The following is a 20,688-nucleotide window of genomic DNA, read 5'->3' on the forward strand; positions in this document are numbered from 1 at the left end:
ATATGAATGGAATCCTTTTTAGAAAAAGAAACGTAACAAAATAATCACAATGACGCCTGTTAATACTGTTCCTAATAGACTACGAGTATATATTGCAACAAGAAATGTTGGAATTGCCGCAATAATATAATCCCACTGCACTGTCTCGTGCATAAATAGTACTTGAGCTAAAAGTGCTGCTAATATCGCAATTGGTATGTAATTTAACCATTTTAAACCCCAGTCTGGAATTTGTAGTTTACTAAATACGAGAAGAGGTAAAATACGCGGCACGAGTGTGACAGCTCCTGCTGCTAGTAAAAGTAATAATACGTCTAATCTCATTTCCATTTTTCAATCACCACTCCAATCGTCGCAGCTAGTAATGTTGCGATAATAACTGCTATACTATCTGGCATAAACAAGTGTGAAACGTATGCAATAATAATAGCTACAATTGCAACGGTAAGATGAATTGCTAGTTTCGGTTTACTACTTATTAGCTGAAGAACAAATAATCCGATAAACATTGCTGGTAATGCATAATCCATCCCGTACGTATGTGGATCTGGTATCCATTCACCAAAAAGTCCACCGATAATCGTAGCGATAATCCAATTTAAATATGCTGTTACATTAAGCCCCATCATCCATTTCTCGCCTAAATAGCCTTTTTGCGCTGCTTGTTGCACTGCAACACCGAAAGTTTCATCTGTAATTTGCGAACCAATTATTAAGTTTTTAAATAGAGGAATCTTTGTGAAGTAAGGTGCGAGTGCCGCACTCATTAATAAGTGGCGTAAATTAACAAAGAACACGGTAAAAATAATTGCGGAAGCAGGAGCACCAGCTGCATACATACCAGCTAATATAAATTGGGCAGAACCTGCATAAATTAAAGTGGACATAAAAGCAATTTCAATGATGGAGAAACCTGCTGTTTTTGCAATAACACCAGCTGCTATACCAATGCTCAAATATCCAAATACAGTTGGTAAACAATCCTTTACGCCTTGTTGAAATGTATCCTCGCTCTGCAATGTCATATGTGCCTGAGCTTTATTCACCTTTCTCTCCCTCCATTTCTTCCATACTACGTTTTCCTGTTACGACGTGAACTAAATCTATATTTTCTCGCCATAACGTATCTAACTTATCAGCTCCAAATTCCTTCGTAATCTCTTCCACCATAATGTCATGCCGCACATACTCCGTAGCAACGAGAACTAAAGCTGGGTCGTACGTTGTAACGGCCCATGAAGTGCTATCATTTGAGAAGTTAGCAATTAACACTTCTTCCCCATCACGTGCGATAACAGTTAACTGACCACCCATTCTCTTTTCAACAACGTGAGGCGTCATATAATTATGATGAAATGTCGCTCCTATTTTTGTTTCTGGGGCACCAAATAAGATTGAAAATATATGTACTCCTTCCGCTTCCTTTGTATGAATAAACGGTTCAATCTCATGCACTTGATCTTCCCATACAGAAATCCATAACTCTTCCTTTGCTCTACTAATTATATTGCATATTTCTTTCAAAACACGATCATTTGAGCGAATATGCGAAATTACATCAATTTGTCGCTCCTGCTCTAAACAATTTAATTTTTGGTCTAAAAATTCAAATGATTTTTCAAAGTCTTTTCGCATTCGATCCATTAATTCGGTAGCTGGTACTGGTACATATTTCACTGGTTCAGAAGGAACTAAATGTACTGCACCTTTATCCATCAACTTGCCAAGTACTTCATAAATCATTGAACGGGGTACACCTGTTTGTTTACTAACTTCATAACCTGTTACTGGATAATGTTTTAATAATCCAATGTACGCTTTGCATTCATATTGGGAAAAACCTAGCTTTTGTAACTCTTTTATTATTTCATCCATCGGTAACCCCTCACAATCTAAATAGCTCTCATTTTAAAACGATGCATTCATTTTATATTAGTAGTTATTATTATACCTACTAATATAAAAAAGAAGACCTCTAAAGTCAATTGATAATTCTGAAATTTCAACACAAAAGAAAAAGCCTTCTTATGAAAGTCTTTTTCTGCATACTATTCTACTTATTTTAACAGCAAAGTATTTGATAAAGTCCCCTCTAAATGTTCACGCAAAGTTGAACCTGTATACTCTTCCCTAAATACACCCGCTTTCACAAATAACGGAATAACCTCACTAAAGAATAGATCCAATGATTTCTGAGGCCCACCTGGAATTGCAATAAATCCATCTAGTGCTCTTGCTTCAAATCTTTCCATAATTTGCTGGAATACGTCTTGTGGTGTACCAATCGCAACCCAATGAGCAGAACCAACAACTTCTGGTCGTTCTAGTATTTGATCAACAGTTGGTTCATTTTTAATGATGAAATTCCGTAATAATTCGGCATGTGTTTTACTACGTACAGTTTTCTCCCTGCTTGGCAGCATATCTTCAGTTACCTTACTTTCTAACGGAATCCCTCTAACGTCTAGTCCGAGAACCATTTCAAGTAAAGCGTATCTCTTCTCTTTTGTGAGATGTTGATGAGCTTGCCTGTGCATTTCTAACGCTTCTTCATATGTATCGCCAATAAAGAAATATAAACCAGGCAATACACGTATATCATCTTTCGTTCGGCCATGTTGCTCTGCTCTTCTTCTCAAATCTTGACGAAGTTCAATTCCTGACCCTACATCTGGCATTGCGGCGAAAATTGCATCCGCAACAGAAGCAGCGAAATTCCGACCAGGCTCTGAGGCACCCGCTTGAAATAACGGCATTTCTCCAGAAATGTGCTGTGGGACATTAAGTGGACCTTTCACCTCAAAATGCTCACCACGATGCTCAATAGGCTTTACCATCTCTCTAATTACATCTGCGTTATCTTCTTTCAAAACCTCATAAGGATGACTCCTCCAAAGTTTTCTTACTAACTCTGTACATTCTGCCGCTTTCGCGTATCGTTCCTCAGATGGTGGCATCCCTGCCTCACCAAAGTTTTCAGCACCGTCAATTGATGTGACAATGTTCCATCCTACTCGGCCATTGCTAATCCAATTTAAAGATTGTAGTTGCCTCGCTAGTATGTATGGTGGATAAAATGATGTTGAAGCTGTCGTAACAACTCCAATTTTTTCTGTTGCATACGCAATAGCAGTAAATAATAATGCTGGATCTAAAATTACATTCCCCTTATTACGAGCAATTAAATCTGGATGCGCCACTAAATAGTCGGCTTTAAAAACAAAATCTAACTTCGATTTTTCTGCTTGTTTCGCTAACTCTACTTGTTCATCAATTCCCGAATTAAACTCACTCTCTTGCTCTTTCTTTCTAGAAATTAAACATAATCCAATGCAAAGTTGTTTTTTTGTAGACATATACACACCATCCCCTTGTTTTTAATTCACTTAGTTAAGCAAATGTTGCTGTCATTATGAAATTCCATTCTTGTGAAAATAGATAAAATGATATTGATAATCATTATCATTTTATGATGTAACTGTAATAAAAGCAATAATAAAAAAGGACTTCCGTTAACGGAAGTCTCCTATTTCAATATTTCATTTGCTTCTTTTTCATAAATTTTATCAAACGAAGTCATAACACGCTGCGATGCTTGAATCATCTTTTGACTCGTCATAAGATTTGCCATCTCTTTCGTCATATCTACATTTGAATTTTCTAGCATATGATTTTTTACTGCCCCTGTTCCGTTCGGTAAATCAGCAATGTTTCCTTCTGCTAGTGTAAAGCTTTTGTTCTCTCTTTGTACGAGACGTGCATTCGCTTCTGCATCTACTGTTTTTGTTTGCAACTGTGCAATTACTATTCTCTTAATATCTGGTTTTTGCAAAGTTCCATCGTTAACTTCTTTATAGATTTCTCCATTATTAGATACGAAGAAATCAACATTTTCAGGAATACGAATACGTTCATTATTTACATCCATAACATAGGCACCAGATGATGTTTGCAGGTAACGATCACTATTTAATGTAAAACTACCATCTCTCGTTAAAAACGTTTCATCATTTTTAGATGTAACGAAAAATGATGATGTTCCGGCCGTACCGTCATCTAAAAAGAAATCTGTAGCACTATTTGTCATTTGTATATTTCCTTGTACTAAGTTCACATGCGTTGCGGCTGGTACTACAGCGTAATCGACCGAACCGATATTTGTCACAGCCCCATCTCCGCGGCGATATGTGTCTTGTACATCAAATACTTTAGAAGTCATATTTTCTGCTTTAAATCCTGTCGTTTGAGCATTTGCAACGTTATTCGAATGAACATTAATGCGCTGCATGTAATTCATCATACCCATAGAACCTATATAAAGACCGTTCATACTCGTTTGAATAAGGCAGACGCCTTATTCTTCACCTCTTTTCTATGATGTTTGCAACATTTGTTTTGCTAAATGTTCAGCTGTAGCGATATGTATATGTTGCTTCACGTCCTGTCCATCTGTCATTAATACAATGGGAGCCGATGATACCGCTGGAATTTTCAACAATTCACCACTACTCGCTGTTTCATCAAATTTCGTAAACACGATACCATCTATATGAATATCTTTAAAGTTCGTAATGATTTCAATCATATCTTTACTCTTCATAGAAGCTGATAACGTTAAACAAATATAATCTGGTTCTACTTGTCCCATCGTTTCAATCATTTCTTCCACTGTATCTGACGTACGATAATTTTTCCCGGCTGTATCTATTAAAATATAATCGACGCGTGCTTCTTCTTTAAAATACGTAAGTGCTCTTGTCATTGCAGCTTCATCACGCACAGCGATTACTTCTGATCCAATTGTCTTTACGTAATCTTGCAGTTGCTGTACTGTCCCAATGCGCGAATGGTCTGTCGTAATAAAACCAACCGTTTTTTTCTTACCGTGAAATTGCCATGCCATTTTCGCAAGTGTCGTCGTTTTCCCAACACCAGTTGGACCGATTAACGCAATGGTTTGTACTTCTTTTTCAAATACGTTTTCCGTATTGAAATGAGATCTCATATCTTCCAATATGTATCCGATGACTTCTTCTTCTGTAATCATCGTTGCATTTTCAAACTTCACTTTTAATTTTTCAGCATATGCATGAATGAAATATTGTTCCACATCGTTTTGTTCTAGCATCCGAATTAATTTTTGAATAATAAACGGTACAGATTCTTGCTTTTCTTTTTTTACAAATACTTCTTCTTTCTTTACAGGAATAGCTCGTTTCACAGCAGGCTGTTTTTTCGTTACTTTCGTCGCTTCCGTATGTTTCACAACGACGATTCCTTTTTCACACAGCTTTAATAGTTTCTCTTTCTTTCTTGCCCATTCTTCACTATTTCCTGTTTGCATCGCTGCGTACGGCATAGAAGTCGTTACGTTTTCTAAATTGTGCAAGACCGATTGAATTCCATTTACCTTCACAATTTCTTCAGAAGGTTCATTTACAACATTCATTAATTGGTCATGAAACTCGGCTATGCCTTCTTTACTTTCTTCCTTTTTATCTTCAGGAAAAGCGACTAGCATTTCATAATTCTTCTTCCAAAAAAACGGGATATTTCGTTTTACACTTTCATCGACAACGTAGTAATAATCTGTACCATATTGGTCAAATAACTTTCGATACAATTCATTTTTCGAAGCTGCTTTTATTCGCATTAACGCTTCTTTTTTTTCTGTACTTTCCATTACTTCACCCCCTACTATTCAATATAAGCAATTTGATCTACAACAATTTCCGGTGCTAATTCGCTAATACAAAGTACTTGCGCTTCTACTTGATAACGCTCAAGAAGTCTTACAATCGCAAATCTGAAATCTTTTCTACGCGTTAATAAAACTGGTTCTCTTCCCATTAAACGAGCTTGTTTAAAGACACGTTGTACTTGCTCAACAACACGTGTTTCTAAATCTAAATCCCAGTTTAATAAGTAGCCTTGGTATGAATTATTCACAACATCCGCATCTAACTCTATTGAATCAGAGAAAAGCGCTGCATATATTTTACCGTCAGGATTTTTCGCATTTTCACAAATAACTTTTGAAATACATTCACGAACGAATGACGTTACACCGTCAACATGGTTTTGATAAATTTCTTTTCCATCAATAATACCTTCGATAATGGTTGGTAAATCACGAATAGAAATACCTTCTTTTAGCAGTTGTTTAATAACATTTTGAACGAGTGATAAGTCAATTTCCTTCTTCTTAATCTCTTCTAATAAAACCCCGTTATCATTTTCAAGCGAGTTAATTAAGTCTTTTACATGTTGACGCTGAATTAACTCATGAAGATTACGTCGAACGACAACATCTAAATGCGTTATTAATATGCTAAGTGGCTCTAATACTTGATAGCCTTTCATTTGTGCATCTTGTACCATATGCTCTAAAATCCAATATCCATCTTCACCGAAAATCGGATCTTTCGCTGGTTCTGCATCTAAATCGGCCATTACATTCGGTGTTTTCAGTGCTAATAAGTAACCTGATTTTAAAACACCTTCAGCTGCCTTCGCACCTTTAATACGAATAATGTAACGTCCACGTGGTCTAAAACTCGTATTATCTTTAAAGTTAATTCCAGGCACGTTAATACCAAGGTCAGTAATAATCGACTTCCTCATCAGAACAACTTTATCACGAGCTGTTTCCCCGTTAATTTTCTGCTTTACAAGTGCCGCTAAATCTAAGCCGAGTTCTACAATAATTGGATATTTATCTGTAAATACTCCGAATGAATCTTCCACTTGTTGGAGTTGCTCATCTTCCCCTTGAATCATTTCTATTTCTTTTTGAAGCTCGTCTTCTTTTTCTTTCTTTATTCGGTTTTTATTACGAATTCCTAAGAAGATAATTGTTCCACCAACGAGTGCGAATGGTAGGAACGGTAGTGGAGTAAAAATACCCATTGCGATAAATAAACCACCAAGCGCATAGACAACTACTTCATGCGCTAATAACTCTTTAAAGATACCTTCTGTTACTGTATCCGGTGAACCGTCAAATACACGTGTTACGATAATACCAGTTGAAATCGCAAGCATTAGCGATCCAATTTGGTTTACGATTCCGTCACCGACAGTTAACTGTGTATAGTGAATAGCTGCTTCAGCAAAACTCATGCCTTGCTGCATCATGCCGACAATTAAACCGAAAATAATGTTTACGAATAAAATAACGATACCGAAAATAACGTCCCCTTTAATGAACTTCCCGGCACCATCCATCGCCCCGTAAAACTCTGTTTCCATATTTAATTTTTTCGTTTTGCTTGTGCATCTTTCTCAGTAATAATGCGCTGGTTTAAATCAGCATCGATAGACATTTGTTTCCCTGGTAAAGAATCAAGTGTAAAACGTGCTGCAACTTCAGCTGTACGAGATGCACCGTTTGCAACGATAAACTGGAATATGATTAATACTGTAAAAATAACGATACCAATTAATAAGTTCCCGCCAATTACGAACTGGCCGAACTCTTCAATAACATGACCGGCATTTCCGTCTGTCAAAATCGCTCGCGTCGTCGATACGTTAATCGATACGCGGAAAATCCCGATTAATAACAACATCGTTGGAAATGACTTTAATTCATCCCACTCGTTAATACTTGTCGCTCGCATATAAATAAGCACTGACATACTTAGTAGAAAAACGATAATAATATCAAGTATAAATGGTGGAAGCGGAATTAAGAGCGCCACTACGAATGACGCTGCTAAAAAGATAGAAAAATAGGTTCTTGCAGAATCTATCTTAAACAAAGAGATCTCCTCCAAACGCGCTATTATACTTCAAGTTCATTCGTTTGAATTAAATAGCGCATAACTTCAATTACAGCTACGTATAAATCTTCTGGAATCGTCTCATCTTCCTCGACTTGATAATATAAAGAACGAGCGAGCGGACGGTTTTCCACCATCGGTATTTCTTGTTCACGGGCAAGCGTTCGTATGTATAATGCGAGCTCATCTTCCCCTTTTGCAACGACAATTGGCGCCGCATCAACTTGTTTATTGTAACGAAGTACGACTGAAATATGCGTCGGATTATTTACAATAAACGTTGCACCATCCATCTTTTTTGCAATGGTCCCTTGCAAGATGGCTTGCATAAAGTTTTTTCGTTTCCCCTTTACTTGTGGATCCCCTTCATTATCTTTATGCTCTCGTTTTACTTCTTCTTTTTTCATTTTAATATCTTGTTCGTACTCCCACTTTTGATAAATGAAATCAATAATGGAAAGAACGATTAAAATAATTAAAATAGCTAAAAAGATAAATTTAATTTGCCTAATAATTTCAGTAAGTGACGCAGTCCAGTTAAATCCAATCATACTCACGATCTTCTCTAAATTCTTTTTAAAAAGAACGTACGCAACGTAACCGATTAATCCCATATAAAACAGTGATTTCAAAATATCTACTAAACTTTTACGACTAAATAGTCTCGTAAAATAGTTTTTCGGATTTATACGTGATGCTTTCGGCTTAATGACTTTAGAAGAAAATAAGAAACCGACTTGAATCATATAATTGAATAAATGAAAAGCGTATACGAGTATTAATATAGGAGCCGATACTTTTAGTAGCAAAATCCCCATTAAATAAAAATACTCGGTCGAATCTGTATTTTTTCCGATTTGATCAAACAGCACCGCTACGGAATTGGCAATCTCATAACCGAGCCAATCCCCAAAGAAATAAACGACAACTGCTAATACGAGAATGGAAAATAAATTATTTAAATCTTTACTCCGGGCAATATTCCCTTCTTCACGCGATTTTTTACGCTTCTGCGGGGTGGCCTTTTCTGTTTTATTATCCTTTGCCATACGCGTCCCCCTACTTTGTTAAGAAAAAGTTAAATAGAGTCGTATACTCTTCCAGTAATACATCTGTCATATTTTTAAACACATAACCGAGCATCGGTACACTCATCGCAATAAATAAAATACCACACGTAATTTTAATCACATACGCATTCATAAAAACGTTTAATTGCGGTGCATTTTTTGCGATTAAAATTAGGACGAAATTAATAATGAATAAGCTTCCCATAAGCGGAAGAGCAATTTCAACCGCTGATGTAATCGCAAATAATAACGTTGCGAGTAGACTATCTAAAAAACTAGTCGTCAGCAATTTTGAAATCGCCTCTGTATATTGAAACGACTTTAAAATCGTGGCAACGAAATAATTAATGCCGCCAAGTGAAATAAAAATAAGAAGAAAAAATATATCAAAAATTGTTGATAGTAAAGTAGACTGTGATCCTGCATTCACATCAAATAAACTTGCCTGTGATAAGCCGATATCAAAGTCTAAAATATGCCCGGCCATTTTTGGAATGTTCCACAGCATTTCTACAATTTTTGAAAGTGATAATCCAATTACAATTTGCGTTCCTGCATAAGCAGCTACATCCCAAACTGTCTTTATGTGAGAGACATCAATTTGATCTGCCACTGTAATCGAAAGACCTAGTCCAAATGTAACCTTTGCCATCGCTGGAATCGATCGACCTGAAAAAAACGGTAAAAAATATAAAAATGAAGTAATGCGGCAAAACGCAAAAAACGTCGCCGCCCATAATTCCATATTCATTTCGGTTCACCTATCTTAATACGAACGCAAGAGCGATGGAATTTTATCAAATAAATCTAAAATAAGCGTCGTTAACTCTTGAAACATCCACGGACCTAAAATGATAATAACGAGTACAATACTCGCCATTTTCGGTAAAAACGTCAGCGTTTGCTCTTGAATTTGCATCATCGCCATAATGACAGCGATAATAATAACGACAATCATACTTACACCGGCAACCGGCATTAAAATCATAACCCCTTTATAAAAAAAGGTTTGAAAAATATCTATAATTGGTGACGTATTCATTTATATGACTCCTATCACATAGCCTCAAACGCTTCAGGCGACCGTTTTAAACATAATATCGACGATTTTTGTATATCCACCTAAATATACGAAAATAAGTATTTTGAATGGTAAACTTAAAATCATCGGCGGTACCATCATCATCCCAAGGTACATTAAAAGTGTACTAATAATTAAATCAATAAAGACAAACGCTAAATAAATGAACATCCCTGTAAGTAACCCTTTTTGAATTTGCGTTAATGTAAAGGATGGCACAAGCGTAAATAGTGAAAGATCCTTCATGTCTTTCGGCAACTCTTCTCCGCGCACTTTCAGCATCATTTTCAAATCATGCTTATACGTATGCTTCGACATATAATCTTTCATAATTGGAGCTGTCGTCTCCGCAGCTTGACTTACTGTTATTTTTTCTTTTGTCATCGGGTCCCACACATCACTCTTTAACTGTCCAAGTACTGGCTGCATCGTAAATAGTGATAAAAATAATGCAAGTCCAACAAGCACTTGGTTTGGTGGTAAATTCATAACCCCAAGTCCTTGACGAGTAATCCCAAGAACAATCATGAAATAAGTAAAATGCGTAAATAAAAGAACGATAGAAGAAGATAATGATAGAAGGGTAACGAGTGCGAATAGTTGTACACTTGAATTACTCGTAAACTCTTTTCCATTTTCGAAATTAATAAAACCGTTCGGGGCTGCATACGCTGGATTTACAAAAACAAATGAAAAAATAATAGAAAATACGAAAATAACGGCAAATAACGATAACTGTTTCTTTATTCTCATGATGGATCCTCTACTTTTTTCGTTTCACTCTTCACCGCGTCTTCTAGTGCTTGTTGAAACTGATTTCCTGCCCCTGTTAATTGCACAGATTGCACACCGTTATTACTAATAACAGTGAACACTTGCCTCCCATCCACTTCAAACAAAAAGGCGCTCGTTTGATGATTTAAATACACGCCGTCTTTCACTTGAATATGGCCATTTTCACCTTGCTTAAAAAACTGCTGTTTACGCGTCTTTTTCGTCATATAATATGCACCATAGCCGAGCGCACCAAACAGTAAAACGACTTGAAATAAGGTCGTCATATACGACATATGACTCCTCCTCTACTCTTTATCCTGCATTTGATTTTGTGCCTTCATAAGCGCTGCATGTTTCTTGTCAGCTTCAATTTCAGAAATAATAATGCCGAACTTCTCATCCATTACTATCGCTTCACCAATACCGACTTTCATATCGCTTAAATATACATCTACTTTATGTCCTAAATTTTTCTCTACTTCAAGAACATCGCCAATTTTTAATTGCTTCACATCACCGAGCGTAATAGATGATTTCCCAAGCTTTACACCAAGTTCAATCGAAATATCTGAAACGGTATCAATATGTGCCTTCCCCGCTTCATTTCGCTTTCTTGCAAATTCTTCCAACCCCATTAATGACACAGGAGATACTTCATGTTTCATATGGATCCTCCTACTCTATAAAACTTTTAAATAGAAGCGCCTTACGCGTTCCATCTTTCCCTATAAAACAATTAAATTTATGTTTTCCATCTACATAACCACGTAGTTGGTCTGTTACTTTCGTATGAAGCGGAATTATATCGCCTTCTTCAATTTGCTCAATCTCGCCCATTGTCATCTTCTGCTCACCAATCGCAACGTGTACAGACTTATACACTTGATTTACTTTCACTTCTACTTCAGATGTATACTTTTTACGCTTATCCGAAGAATGTTCGACAATATTTTCAGACGTTAACTTATCCATAATTTCTTCAACAGATAAGAATGGAATCCCGATACGAACTGTCGTATTCCAAAAATCTGTTTTCATATTTACGTTCAGTAATGAAATAATATCGCTCGCTGTCGTAATCTTCAGCGCATTTGGATCTGTCTCCGTCGTTACAAATTTCGGCTTTATCGCAACAACGCTTTCAAATGATTGTTGTAAATTTTTACAAAGAAGAGCAAATATATTATCAAGCGTTAAAAACTCAAACGCAGTTAACGGTCTGCGCATCGTAAAATTACGCTTACTATCCCCGCCAAGCCAGCATTCATGAATATAAATAACGAACGCTAAATCAATTTCAATTACAATTTCTCCAAGCTCTGGAAGGCCGAGATCAATAACGCAATATAAATAGTAATCTTTCGGCATTTTCTCCACATACTCACTCGTAAACGGAACTTGTTCAACAGTCGACGGCTCTAGTTCAATCGGAATACGCATACGAGCTGAAAACGTCTGTGACGTCTGTTTTCCAAAAGTCGACGCAATCGCTTGCAAACTACGTAAATGCTCAACACCGAACTTCTCCGGTCTATTAAAATCGTACTCTTGAAATTTATCTTGTTTCCCTGCTTCTTGTGCGAAAGCTGGCATTTCCTCGCCTTCATTTACCGCCTTCAGCAGGGCATCAATTTGCTCTTGGCTTAATTTATCGCCACTCATGAAAATCCCCTTCCCTACCTTTTCAATTCAACAATTTCAACGTACATTTTTCCATTCTTCGTCAAAATATTTCCGGTTCCAATCTCTTCATTCTCAAGCATAATAAGCACCGTATTTTTCTTTGAATTTTCAAGACGATACAATGTACCTTTCGTAATATGAAGCAGATCTTTAATTTTCTTTTTCGTATTTCCGATTTCAAAATAAATCGTTAACGGAATATCATCTTGTAGTTTCAAATCTAGCCAACTCCCATCTCATGTTCTCTATTTATATAAATGAAATTTCTTATTTCGAAACGTCTATATTCAATATTTTCTTTATATATCCTTGCGTTTCTTTAAATGGTGGTACGCCTCCGTACTTTCTCACATTACCAGGACCAGCATTATAAGAAGCAAGTGCTAGTACGAGATCACCGTTATTTTTCTTTAAATAACCGCTTAACTCTTTCACACCACCTTCAATACTTTCAGCTGGTGAAAATGGATTTTTTATACCCATCTCTTTCACATTTGCTGGCATAAGCTGCATCAGCCCCATCGCTCCTGCATGTGACACCGTTTTCGGATTAAAATTAGACTCTACTTCTATCATTTTTTGAATTAACGTTTTCGGAATTCCATATGTACGACTGGCGCGATCAATAATATCCTCGTACTTACCTTTATTTGAATAACGTATCTTTTGAATATTATACTTCTCCGTTAATCCCCACGTATCAGCAGACTCATTTTTCGTTTCTGGTAAACGTCGCTCAAACTCTTTTTGTGCGACTTGCACTTCATCCACTTTCTTCGTTTCAGCTTTCTCCGTCTCCTCAAGCTTACTCGTTTCCTCTACTTTAATAGGCCCTATCGGTTTATTAACAACCGTTTCTATTTTCGTAGATTGTACCGGCTGACTCATATCCTCTACTTTTGCCGCTTGCGGAGTAACCTTCGTCTCCTTCGTGGGTTCACTCTGCAATTGATCTTGAAAACGACTACTAACGAACGCCTGCGGACTACTTAACTTTTGCTGAATTAGTCCTTTTTTATACGCAAGAACTTCTTTTACAATATTTCCAACTACCATAATATCACCTTTTCCGTAAATAAAGATAATCTAATATTAGGGTTTTTTAAAAAAGTTTGCAATAATCCTTTGTAATAAAAAACAACTAAATTGTTAAATTGTTATTTTTTATATTTATTAATTCAAATTTTCAGTTGACACTTGATATAGCAAGACTTACAATAAATTCGAAATCGATTTTTTCGCATATTACCATTTTTAAATTTGCAGAAAAATCAATATAAAAAAATGGGGGTTCTTCACATGAGAATCAATACAAACATTAATAGCATGCGTACGCAAGAATACATGCGCCAAAATCAAGACAAAATGAACGTTTCTATGAACCGTTTATCAAGCGGTAAACGTATTAACAGTGCAGCTGACGATGCAGCTGGACTCGCAATCGCTACTCGTATGCGTGCAAAAGAAAACGGATTAGGTGTTGCATCTCGTAATACACAAGATGGTATCTCTATGATTCGTACAGCTGATTCAGCAATGAACTCAGTATCTAACATCTTACTTCGTATGCGTGACCTAGCAGTTCAATCTGCCAACGGTACAAACACAAACGAAAACCGTGGTGCACTAGAAAAAGAATTTTCTGCATTAAGAGATCAAATTGATTACATTTCAACAAACACTCAATTTAACGGAAAAACATTATTAAATGGTGATAATGGATCTATTAAAATCCATAGTTATGATGATGGGCAAGCCAAAACTGCTGCAAAAACACCAGCAGCTCCTGTTGCTGATTCTGGTACTACTGATTCTGGTACTACTGATTCTGGTGCTACCGATTCTGGTACTACAAAACCTGCTATTAACGGCACTATCGATATCAAACTAGCAAATGTTACCAGTTCTAATTTAGAAGGTGATGGAAAGAAACTTAACCAAATTTCTATCTCAGCAACAAACGCAGGCACTGACGGAACAGCTGCCGCTCCATCAGCTGATACTGAAGGTGATAGTGATACTGCTGCTATCAATAACGCTAACAATGCAATTAAAGCTATCGATGGCATGATCGCATCTATCGCAGGTAGCCGTGCTGATTTAGGTGCTACATTAAACCGTCTAGACTTCAATGTAGAAAGCTTAAATAACCAAGCTTCTAACATGGCATCTTCTGCTTCTCAAATCGAAGACGCTGACATGGCGAAAGAAATGTCTGAAATGACTAAGTTCAAAATCTTGAACGAAGCTGGTATTAGCATGCTTTCTCAAGCAAACCAAACTCCTCAAATGGTTTCTAAATTATTACAATAAACCATTTGAGTTAGTTTCATGAAAGAACCTCTCTATTTATAGATAGGTTCTTTTTATCTATATATATAAAATAATAATTTTTACCTTGTCGCTTAAGTAGAAACTCCATCCATGCATAGAAGCAGGCAGTCCCTACTTTCCCCCTCTGTAGTAAAAATTCCATTTTTGTTTTCGTACCCTTTTAATAACTTTAAAACAATGACTATATCAATTTATAAAAGAGCATATTTGGCAGTCCTTGTATAAGAGTGAAAGAATTCGCATTTAATTGTTCTTAATGTAGTTTCACAAAACAATTCTAATTTACTACAACCGTAAGCACTTCATAACTCATGTAATCATTCATAAAAGACAAAAGAGAGATACATATACGCTATGTATCTCTCTTTTGTCTACTAGTCTTCATAATAAACAATATCCTCCGCTAAAGAAGTAAACACCTCTCCAACGAGTGAATCTTCATCATATACACATGAGCCATTATTTTCTTCACTTTTTGCAAACGGTATTTGGGCGATTACTTCTGTTTGCAGTTGTTCCGCTAACAGTTCACCACCGCCCTTTCCAAAGAGGTAGTTTCTTGAACCATCTTGTTCTTCGTAATATGCCATGTTTTCAACGATACCTAAAATATCGTGTTTCGTATGTTTTGCCATGACTCCTACTCTAGATGCGACAAATGAAGCTACATTATGAGGCGTCGTAACGATTATTTCCTTCGCTTGTGGGATCATTGCAGCGACATCTATCGCAACGTCTCCTGTTCCAGGTGGTAAATCAAGAAGTAAATAGTCTAATTCTCCCCAATGCGTGTTCGCAAGAAAGTTTTGAATCCATTTGTTTAACATTGGTCCGCGCCACATAACGGGATTATTTCCTTCTGTGAAGAATCCCATCGACATAATTTTAACACCGTGACTTACGACTGGAATCGCGGTTTGATCAATCATTGTTGGCTTTTCATTCGTTTCCATCATAGCAGGGATACTGAACCCGTATATATCTGCATCTAAAATTCCAACCTTTTTACCCATACGTGCTAAAGCAGTAGCAAGGTTAATCGTCACAGTTGATTTACCAACTCCTCCTTTTCCACTCGTTACAGTAATAAAACGCACACCTGAATCAGGTCGAAGCATACTAGGCATTCCTGTTTCTGTTCTAGCTTCTTTCTTTAAAGACGCTGTTAATGCCGCGCGTTCTTCTGGTGTCATAGAACCAAATGTTAAGGAAACTTTCGACGCTCCAATGTTTCGAAGGGAGTCTTCAATATCTTTTTGAATTTTTGCTTTCAACGGACAACCTTGAATTGTTAAAACTACTTCTAGCCCAACTTCGGTACCATCTATTTTTATATTTCTAACCACATTTAGTTCCACAATACTTTTGTGTAACTCTGGATCTTCTACATGGCTTAACGCGTTCATAATCTGTTCGTGAGTAATCATCATATATATTCCTTCCATTGTAATTATTTTATCTTGTGAAAAGAGTCTCCGCTTTCCCCACCCGTTTTTTGAACTAAATACGTTTCTTTCATGACCATCGTTTTATCAACTGCTTTACACATATCGTAAAAAGTAAGAGCTGCAATCGATACGGCCGTTAATGCTTCCATTTCTACTCCTGTTTTCCCACTACATTTTACTGTCGCTCTTATGATTAACTCATAGCCATCAGTTGTCTTTTCATAATGAAACGTAAAGTCTGTTCCTTGGATTAATATAGGGTGACACATAGGGATAATATCCGATGTTTTTTTAGCACCGATTATGCCAGCCACTTGTGCCACTTGAAGCGGGTCGCCTTTTTTCAACCCACCACTTTGAATTGCTTCAAATAGTTCATTCGATAATGAAATTGTACTTTGCGCAATAGCTGTGCGTGTTGAAATATCTTTTTGAGAGATATCAACCATTTTAGCTCTTCCTTCTTCATTCCAATGCGAAAATTCACTCATAATGATCCTCCTTAACATATAAAAAAAATTGATATTCTAATAGAAAGAATTAACCTCCACTTACAGGCGGGATAAACGCTACGATATCTCCGGCTTTTACAATATCTTCGTCCGTTACAAATTCTTCATTAATCGCAACCATTACTTTATCTAGCGTCTGTAATTGATAGTTATCTTTCAGCCATTTTTTTAATTGATGAACATACATCTCTCGTTTTTCTATTATTGCTAATTTCTCTGAACCGACTTCTTCTCGTAAATTTGCGAACAGTAAAATTGTAATCATCTTCTTATTCTTCTTTCTTCGGTTTTCCTTCTGGATATGGAGTATTTTCGAGCTGATCTCCAATCCACTCCGTTCCATCTTCCCAGAATTCTTTTTTCCAAATTGGGACGATTCTCTTTATACGTTCAATTGCGTATTCATTCGCTTCATAAGCTACTTTACGGTGCGGTGACGATACTGCAATGACAACTGCGACATCCATTATTTCTAATCGTCCAACACGGTGCGTGATTGCTATTTTTGCATCTGGCCACTTTTCCTTAATTTCTTCTCCAATTTCAGTAAGCTTTTTTACTGCCATCGGCTTATATGCTTCATACTCAAGGTGTAACGTTCGCTTTCCTTTCGTTAATTCTCTAACCGTTCCAATAAAAGTTGTAATTGCTCCTGCTTCTCTTCTTGCCACTTTATCCGTTACTTCTTCCACTACAATCGGAGTATCTACAATTTCAAATCGTGCTTGTCCCATCAAAACCTCTCCCCACTTTACGTAATGTCCAAGGCCATTCACTACCTTCGTTATCTTCTAGTAAGAGAACGTCTACAAACATCCCTTTCTCATATCCTCTCGTTCCGCCTAGTAGTACGATAAAAATGTTTGATTCTGCTAATGAAGAAACGGAACTAGATTTATCAAATCCTGATGGATAAGCGATTAGTTGTCCTCCGTTATACTTCAGCTTCGCTCGTACAAATCTTGTAAATGGATTCGGTTTTAGAAAATCTTCTCCGAGTATTGCTTTTTCTCGCTTTACATGCGGCTTTTCACTAAACATATACGTACGAATGCTAGGTTTTACGAATAATTCAAAACCTACGTAACAAGCAGAAGGATTACCTGATAATCCGAATAATAATTTTCCTTTTAATTGCGCTACGGTGGTGACACTTCCCGGCCGCATAGCAACTTTGTTGAAAAGAACTGATGCACCTAACTTTTCATATATTGCTGGCAAATAGTCATAATCTCCTACCAAAACACCACCAGTTGTAATTAACATATCCACTTCACTTAACGCTTTTTTCATTGCTTCGTAGCACGTATTAAAATGGTCGCTAAACTTCCCAAAGTATTTTACTCTTCCACCTGCTCTTCGAATTTGAGACGATATCATATACGTATTACTATTTCGAATTTTCCCAGGTTGTAGTTCTGCATTTACATCGAGAAGTTCACTCCCAGTCGCTAATAGTCCAATAACAGGCTTTTTCGCTACTGGCACTTCGCTATAACCGAATGTAGCAAGAAGAGCAGAAATACCTGGATTAATGTAGCAACCCCTTTTTGCGAGAACGGTTCCTTTACGTGCGTCTTCACCTTGAAAGGATATATTGTCCCCTTCTTTAAATGAGCGTCTCACTTCCATATAGCTTTTTCCGATATTGTCATATTGACGATGACGAGTCAGTTCTAGCATGACGACCGCGTTACATCCTTTCGGAATTTGTGCCCCTGTCATAATTCGAACTGCTTGAAACGATCCTACTTCTGTAGGAAATACGGAACCTGCTCCAATTTCACCGATGACTTCAAATACGATCGGATTCTCACGACTTGCTCGCGAAGTATCTTCTGCCCTAATAGCAAATCCATCATATGGCGAGCGATCGAAGGAAGGAACATCGTGATCCGCTATTAAATCATCTGCTAATGTACGCCCGTATGCTAATTCCAGTGGTACTAGTTCTTTTACACCACAATTAGCAAATGCCATCACTTTATGAACAGCCTCTTCAACTGTAATTGGCACTCTTCTTTCCATCATTACCAATCCCTCTCTATTATCCTAATAACCGATAGTATAGTTGTTTCGCTTTTTGAATTTCATTCGTGCCATGAATAAATACACGACCATCATGAAAAATGACGATGCGATACTCTTCTAATTGGCAAGAGAGCAAATACGGATTCCGATCAACTTTCCCGTGGTTCTTTAATACTTTTTCTAACTCATCAAAGTTGTAATGTCTATTATGCGCCGGTCTAATTTGAACTGTATTTCTTCCACATAACACAGCTGTCTTCGTTTGATTTTCGTATGATAAATAAGGATAAGTTCTATTTTTTCCGCACGACGGACAGTCTTCCGTTTTGATTTTTCCTAGTTTGATAAAATGATGTTGGTTATTCCATATATCAAACATTAAAAATGTTTTCCTAACTGCTTCGTAATCTTCTACTAAAATTTTGAAAGCTTCCGCCACTTGATACGCTGCAACAATTTGAACGGCAGGACTAATAATTCCAACTGTGTCACACGTCGCTCCTGTAACAGGAACACTTTTCAACACACAATGTAAGCACGGTGTTTTCTTCGGAATAATTGTATAGCTCATGCCATAACTTCCGACACAAGAACCGTAAATCCAAGGGACATTGTGTTTTTGTGATATATCATTGATCACGAACCTAATATCGAAATTATCTGTGGCATCAATAATGACATCGACACCACCTAATAAAGCTTCCATATTATCTACTCTTGCATCCATTACAAGAGCTTGAATTTGTACTTCTGAATTAATTTGTTTGAGACGATTCTGTGCTGCGATTACTTTTGGTAACTTTTCTATCGCATCTTGTTCAGCATAAAGCTGTTGCCGCTGTAAATTACTCCATTCTACGTAATCGCGATCAATAATCGTTAATTTCCCGATACCTGCACGTACAAAAGCCTCGGCACTGGCACTTCCTAATGCACCTGCCCCTATTATTAATACATGCTTATTTCTAATTTTCTCTTGCCCTTCTTTTCCAATAGGAGTGAACAACTGTTGTCGTGAATACCGCTCTATCATGAGGTGCCTTCCTTTCAAATACTGTTATTTTTTCAATACATCTTCTTCAGTAGCACTTCGTTTCTGATAACAAGAAAAATAAGCGAATCCAACAAATCCAGCTCCGCCAATTACATTTCCGATAAAGACAGGAACAAAGTTTTTAGCAAGATCCATCCACGTAAGATGCCCTGCAAAAATAACGGCTGAAATGACAAACATATTTGCTACTACTTGCTGAAACCCAATTACGACAAATGCCATAATCGGAATCCAAATTCCAACAATCTTTCCAATTAAATCGTTCGTTCCGTACGCTAACCAAATCGCAAGGCAAACGAGCCAGTTACAGCCAATTGCTAAAATTAACGTTCTCCCGAAAGATTCATGTAACTTATCTTGAGCTATCGCTATCGTCTTATTTAAATAGGCACCCTCAGTTAACCCGCCGAGATGACCGAAACAATACGCTACGAAAAGTGCACCCACGAAGTTAGTTAAAGTGATCCACGCCCAATTGTTTAACACATGTTTCAATGAAATTTTCCGTGCATACAGTGCCATGGCCATTGACATCATATTTCCCGTAATTAATTCTCCTCCTGCTAAAACAACGAGCATAAGTCCAATAGGAAAAACTGCTCCTCCTATAAAATTGACTAAACTTCCCCACTGCTCTGGTACATTACCTAAAACACGAATATTAAGTAAAAATCCTAACGAAATGAATGCTCCTCCTAAAAAACCAAGAATGAGCATCGCGGATAGCGGTTGCCCCACCTTTTGAACACCGGATTCAATCACAAGCGCAGCAATTTGTTCCGGTTTATGAAATGCCATTAATCGATTCCTCCATTTTTCTAATCAAAAAAGCAGCATCAAAAAACCTTAACATCGTAAGGATTTTTGAATGCTGCTTAATCTCTCTGCATATGTCTTACAGAAATATCAATCAT

Annotated in this window: 23 protein-coding genes and 1 pseudogene; 1 reads left to right on the forward strand and 23 read right to left on the reverse strand. The window is 37.0% G+C overall.

The genetic code is table 11. The features are described 5' to 3' along the window. Positions 1 to 18: 18 nt before the first annotated feature. The 16 genes and pseudogenes from CDB3_RS15855 to CDB3_RS15930 all read right to left on the reverse strand — a co-directional run bounded on the left by CDB3_RS15855 (position 19) and on the right by CDB3_RS15930 (position 13,451). A complete protein-coding gene (locus tag CDB3_RS15855; protein WP_128855176.1) occupies positions 19 to 330 on the reverse strand; it encodes an AzlD domain-containing protein in 312 nt (103 codons plus the stop codon). After that, complete coding sequence (locus tag CDB3_RS15860; protein ID WP_372708546.1) at positions 321 to 1,025, reverse strand: AzlC family ABC transporter permease; 705 nt, start codon at positions 1,023 to 1,025, stop codon at positions 321 to 323. Before CDB3_RS15860 ends, CDB3_RS15855 begins: the two co-directional genes overlap by 10 nt. 13 nt (positions 1,026 to 1,038) lie before the next feature. Further along, positions 1,039 to 1,875, reverse strand: a complete 837-nt coding sequence (locus CDB3_RS15865) for a TrmB family transcriptional regulator (RefSeq protein WP_128855178.1) — start codon at positions 1,873 to 1,875, stop codon at positions 1,039 to 1,041. Positions 1,876 to 2,057: 182 nt separating this feature from the next. Beyond that, the gene (locus CDB3_RS15870; RefSeq protein WP_128855179.1) at positions 2,058 to 3,356 is read right to left on the reverse strand and encodes an NtaA/DmoA family FMN-dependent monooxygenase; all 1,299 of its coding nucleotides are present in this window, start codon (positions 3,354 to 3,356) and stop codon (positions 2,058 to 2,060) included. 170 nt (positions 3,357 to 3,526) lie between these two features. Continuing rightward, positions 3,527 to 4,330 (reverse strand): flagellar basal-body rod protein FlgG, encoded by an 804-nt coding sequence (locus CDB3_RS15875; RefSeq protein WP_128855180.1) that lies wholly within the window; start codon positions 4,328 to 4,330, stop codon positions 3,527 to 3,529. A 42-nt stretch (positions 4,331 to 4,372) separates the two neighbouring features. Then, positions 4,373 to 5,683 (reverse strand): flagellar biosynthesis GTPase FlhF, encoded by a 1,311-nt coding sequence (gene flhF / locus CDB3_RS15880; RefSeq protein ID WP_128855181.1) that lies wholly within the window; start codon positions 5,681 to 5,683, stop codon positions 4,373 to 4,375. 14 nt (positions 5,684 to 5,697) lie between these two features. Beyond that, positions 5,698 to 7,763, reverse strand: a pseudogene (gene flhA / locus CDB3_RS15885) (flagellar biosynthesis protein FlhA). A 23-nt stretch (positions 7,764 to 7,786) separates the two neighbouring features. Next, positions 7,787 to 8,833 (reverse strand): flagellar type III secretion system protein FlhB, encoded by a 1,047-nt coding sequence (gene flhB, locus CDB3_RS15890; RefSeq protein WP_128855182.1) that lies wholly within the window; start codon positions 8,831 to 8,833, stop codon positions 7,787 to 7,789. Between the two features lie 10 nt (positions 8,834 to 8,843). Continuing rightward, the gene (locus CDB3_RS15895; RefSeq protein WP_128855183.1) at positions 8,844 to 9,605 is read right to left on the reverse strand and encodes a flagellar biosynthetic protein FliR; all 762 of its coding nucleotides are present in this window, start codon (positions 9,603 to 9,605) and stop codon (positions 8,844 to 8,846) included. A gap of 15 nt (positions 9,606 to 9,620) precedes the next feature. Beyond that, positions 9,621 to 9,896: a flagellar biosynthetic protein FliQ gene (locus CDB3_RS15900; RefSeq protein ID WP_001098085.1), complete on the reverse strand. Its 276-nt coding sequence runs from the start codon at positions 9,894 to 9,896 to the stop codon at positions 9,621 to 9,623. Positions 9,897 to 9,929: 33 nt separating this feature from the next. Beyond that, entirely contained in the window at positions 9,930 to 10,688 is a 759-nt protein-coding gene (locus CDB3_RS15905; protein WP_128855184.1) for a flagellar type III secretion system pore protein FliP, read from the reverse strand. Continuing rightward, complete coding sequence (locus CDB3_RS15910) at positions 10,685 to 11,005, reverse strand: flagellar motor switch protein FliN (RefSeq protein ID WP_128855185.1); 321 nt, start codon at positions 11,003 to 11,005, stop codon at positions 10,685 to 10,687. Before CDB3_RS15910 ends, CDB3_RS15905 begins: the two co-directional genes overlap by 4 nt. 12 nt (positions 11,006 to 11,017) lie before the next feature. Beyond that, positions 11,018 to 11,377, reverse strand: a complete 360-nt coding sequence (fliN, locus tag CDB3_RS15915) for a flagellar motor switch protein FliN (protein WP_128855186.1) — start codon at positions 11,375 to 11,377, stop codon at positions 11,018 to 11,020. A 10-nt stretch (positions 11,378 to 11,387) separates the two neighbouring features. After that, a complete protein-coding gene (gene fliM, locus CDB3_RS15920) occupies positions 11,388 to 12,374 on the reverse strand; it encodes a flagellar motor switch protein FliM (RefSeq protein ID WP_097831620.1) in 987 nt (328 codons plus the stop codon). A gap of 14 nt (positions 12,375 to 12,388) precedes the next feature. Beyond that, positions 12,389 to 12,613, reverse strand: coding sequence for a flagellar motor switch protein FliN (locus CDB3_RS15925; RefSeq protein ID WP_128855187.1), 225 nt, complete (start codon positions 12,611 to 12,613; stop codon positions 12,389 to 12,391). Between the two features lie 49 nt (positions 12,614 to 12,662). Next, a complete protein-coding gene (locus CDB3_RS15930) occupies positions 12,663 to 13,451 on the reverse strand; it encodes a lytic transglycosylase domain-containing protein (RefSeq protein ID WP_128855188.1) in 789 nt (262 codons plus the stop codon). 243 nt (positions 13,452 to 13,694) lie between these two features. Here CDB3_RS15930 and CDB3_RS15935 point away from each other — a divergent pair, with 243 nt between their 5' ends. Next, positions 13,695 to 14,708: a flagellin N-terminal helical domain-containing protein gene (locus CDB3_RS15935; protein ID WP_128855189.1), complete on the forward strand. Its 1,014-nt coding sequence runs from the start codon at positions 13,695 to 13,697 to the stop codon at positions 14,706 to 14,708. A gap of 395 nt (positions 14,709 to 15,103) precedes the next feature. Here the strand turns inward: CDB3_RS15935 and CDB3_RS15940 are convergent, their stop codons facing one another. The 7 genes from CDB3_RS15940 to CDB3_RS15970 are packed head-to-tail and all read right to left on the reverse strand — an operon-like array spanning position 15,104 to position 20,572. Then, a complete protein-coding gene (locus CDB3_RS15940; protein WP_128855190.1) occupies positions 15,104 to 16,159 on the reverse strand; it encodes a P-loop NTPase in 1,056 nt (351 codons plus the stop codon). Between the two features lie 20 nt (positions 16,160 to 16,179). Further along, positions 16,180 to 16,668 (reverse strand): cyclic pyranopterin monophosphate synthase MoaC, encoded by a 489-nt coding sequence (gene moaC, locus CDB3_RS15945; protein WP_128855191.1) that lies wholly within the window; start codon positions 16,666 to 16,668, stop codon positions 16,180 to 16,182. Between the two features lie 49 nt (positions 16,669 to 16,717). Then, positions 16,718 to 16,954, reverse strand: a complete 237-nt coding sequence (gene moaD, locus CDB3_RS15950; RefSeq protein WP_128855192.1) for a molybdopterin converting factor subunit 1 — start codon at positions 16,952 to 16,954, stop codon at positions 16,718 to 16,720. Between the two features lie 4 nt (positions 16,955 to 16,958). Then, positions 16,959 to 17,423 carry a molybdenum cofactor biosynthesis protein MoaE gene (locus CDB3_RS15955; protein ID WP_128855193.1) on the reverse strand — a complete coding sequence of 155 codons (465 nt, stop codon included), beginning with the start codon at positions 17,421 to 17,423 and terminating at the stop codon, positions 16,959 to 16,961. Continuing rightward, the gene (locus CDB3_RS15960; protein ID WP_128855267.1) at positions 17,404 to 18,717 is read right to left on the reverse strand and encodes a molybdopterin molybdotransferase MoeA; all 1,314 of its coding nucleotides are present in this window, start codon (positions 18,715 to 18,717) and stop codon (positions 17,404 to 17,406) included. The genes CDB3_RS15955 and CDB3_RS15960 overlap by 20 nt, the downstream gene beginning before the upstream one ends. Before the next feature lie 19 nt (positions 18,718 to 18,736). Beyond that, on the reverse strand, positions 18,737 to 19,753 hold the full coding sequence (locus CDB3_RS15965) for a molybdopterin-synthase adenylyltransferase MoeB (protein WP_128855194.1): 1,017 nt from the start codon (positions 19,751 to 19,753) through the stop codon (positions 18,737 to 18,739). A gap of 24 nt (positions 19,754 to 19,777) precedes the next feature. Further along, positions 19,778 to 20,572: a formate channel gene (locus CDB3_RS15970; RefSeq protein WP_128855195.1), complete on the reverse strand. Its 795-nt coding sequence runs from the start codon at positions 20,570 to 20,572 to the stop codon at positions 19,778 to 19,780. Positions 20,573 to 20,688: the final 116 nt, after the last annotated feature.

The sequence above is a fragment of the Bacillus sp. CDB3 genome (assembly GCF_002081505.1).
In the GTDB taxonomy this organism is placed as follows: Bacteria; Bacillota; Bacilli; order Bacillales; family Bacillaceae_G; genus Bacillus_A; species Bacillus_A cereus_AT.

Bases quoted from the DNA above. Each gene is read 5' to 3' on its own strand.
- CDB3_RS15855 (WP_128855176.1), bottom strand. From the start codon at position 330: ATGGAAATGAGATTAGACGTATTATTACTTTTACTAGCAGCAGGAGCT.
- CDB3_RS15860 (WP_372708546.1), bottom strand. From the start codon at position 1,025: ATGACATTGCAGAGCGAGGATACATTTCAACAAGGCGTAAAGGATTGT.
- CDB3_RS15865 (WP_128855178.1), bottom strand. From the start codon at position 1,875: ATGGATGAAATAATAAAAGAGTTACAAAAGCTAGGTTTTTCCCAATAT.
- CDB3_RS15870 (WP_128855179.1), bottom strand. From the start codon at position 3,356: ATGTCTACAAAAAAACAACTTTGCATTGGATTATGTTTAATTTCTAGA.
- CDB3_RS15875 (WP_128855180.1), bottom strand. From the start codon at position 4,330: ATGAACGGTCTTTATATAGGTTCTATGGGTATGATGAATTACATGCAG.
- flhF (WP_128855181.1), bottom strand. From the start codon at position 5,683: ATGGAAAGTACAGAAAAAAAAGAAGCGTTAATGCGAATAAAAGCAGCT.
- flhB (WP_128855182.1), bottom strand. From the start codon at position 8,833: ATGGCAAAGGATAATAAAACAGAAAAGGCCACCCCGCAGAAGCGTAAA.
- CDB3_RS15895 (WP_128855183.1), bottom strand. From the start codon at position 9,605: ATGAATATGGAATTATGGGCGGCGACGTTTTTTGCGTTTTGCCGCATT.
- CDB3_RS15900 (WP_001098085.1), bottom strand. From the start codon at position 9,896: ATGAATACGTCACCAATTATAGATATTTTTCAAACCTTTTTTTATAAA.
- CDB3_RS15905 (WP_128855184.1), bottom strand. From the start codon at position 10,688: ATGAGAATAAAGAAACAGTTATCGTTATTTGCCGTTATTTTCGTATTT.
- CDB3_RS15910 (WP_128855185.1), bottom strand. From the start codon at position 11,005: ATGTCGTATATGACGACCTTATTTCAAGTCGTTTTACTGTTTGGTGCG.
- fliN (WP_128855186.1), bottom strand. From the start codon at position 11,377: ATGAAACATGAAGTATCTCCTGTGTCATTAATGGGGTTGGAAGAATTT.
- fliM (WP_097831620.1), bottom strand. From the start codon at position 12,374: ATGAGTGGCGATAAATTAAGCCAAGAGCAAATTGATGCCCTGCTGAAG.
- CDB3_RS15930 (WP_128855188.1), bottom strand. From the start codon at position 13,451: ATGGTAGTTGGAAATATTGTAAAAGAAGTTCTTGCGTATAAAAAAGGA.
- CDB3_RS15935 (WP_128855189.1), top strand. From the start codon at position 13,695: ATGAGAATCAATACAAACATTAATAGCATGCGTACGCAAGAATACATG.
- CDB3_RS15940 (WP_128855190.1), bottom strand. From the start codon at position 16,159: ATGATGATTACTCACGAACAGATTATGAACGCGTTAAGCCATGTAGAA.
- moaC (WP_128855191.1), bottom strand. From the start codon at position 16,668: ATGAGTGAATTTTCGCATTGGAATGAAGAAGGAAGAGCTAAAATGGTT.
- moaD (WP_128855192.1), bottom strand. From the start codon at position 16,954: ATGATTACAATTTTACTGTTCGCAAATTTACGAGAAGAAGTCGGTTCA.
- CDB3_RS15955 (WP_128855193.1), bottom strand. From the start codon at position 17,423: ATGGGACAAGCACGATTTGAAATTGTAGATACTCCGATTGTAGTGGAA.
- CDB3_RS15960 (WP_128855267.1), bottom strand. From the start codon at position 18,717: ATGGAAAGAAGAGTGCCAATTACAGTTGAAGAGGCTGTTCATAAAGTG.
- CDB3_RS15965 (WP_128855194.1), bottom strand. From the start codon at position 19,753: ATGATAGAGCGGTATTCACGACAACAGTTGTTCACTCCTATTGGAAAA.
- CDB3_RS15970 (WP_128855195.1), bottom strand. From the start codon at position 20,572: ATGGCATTTCATAAACCGGAACAAATTGCTGCGCTTGTGATTGAATCC.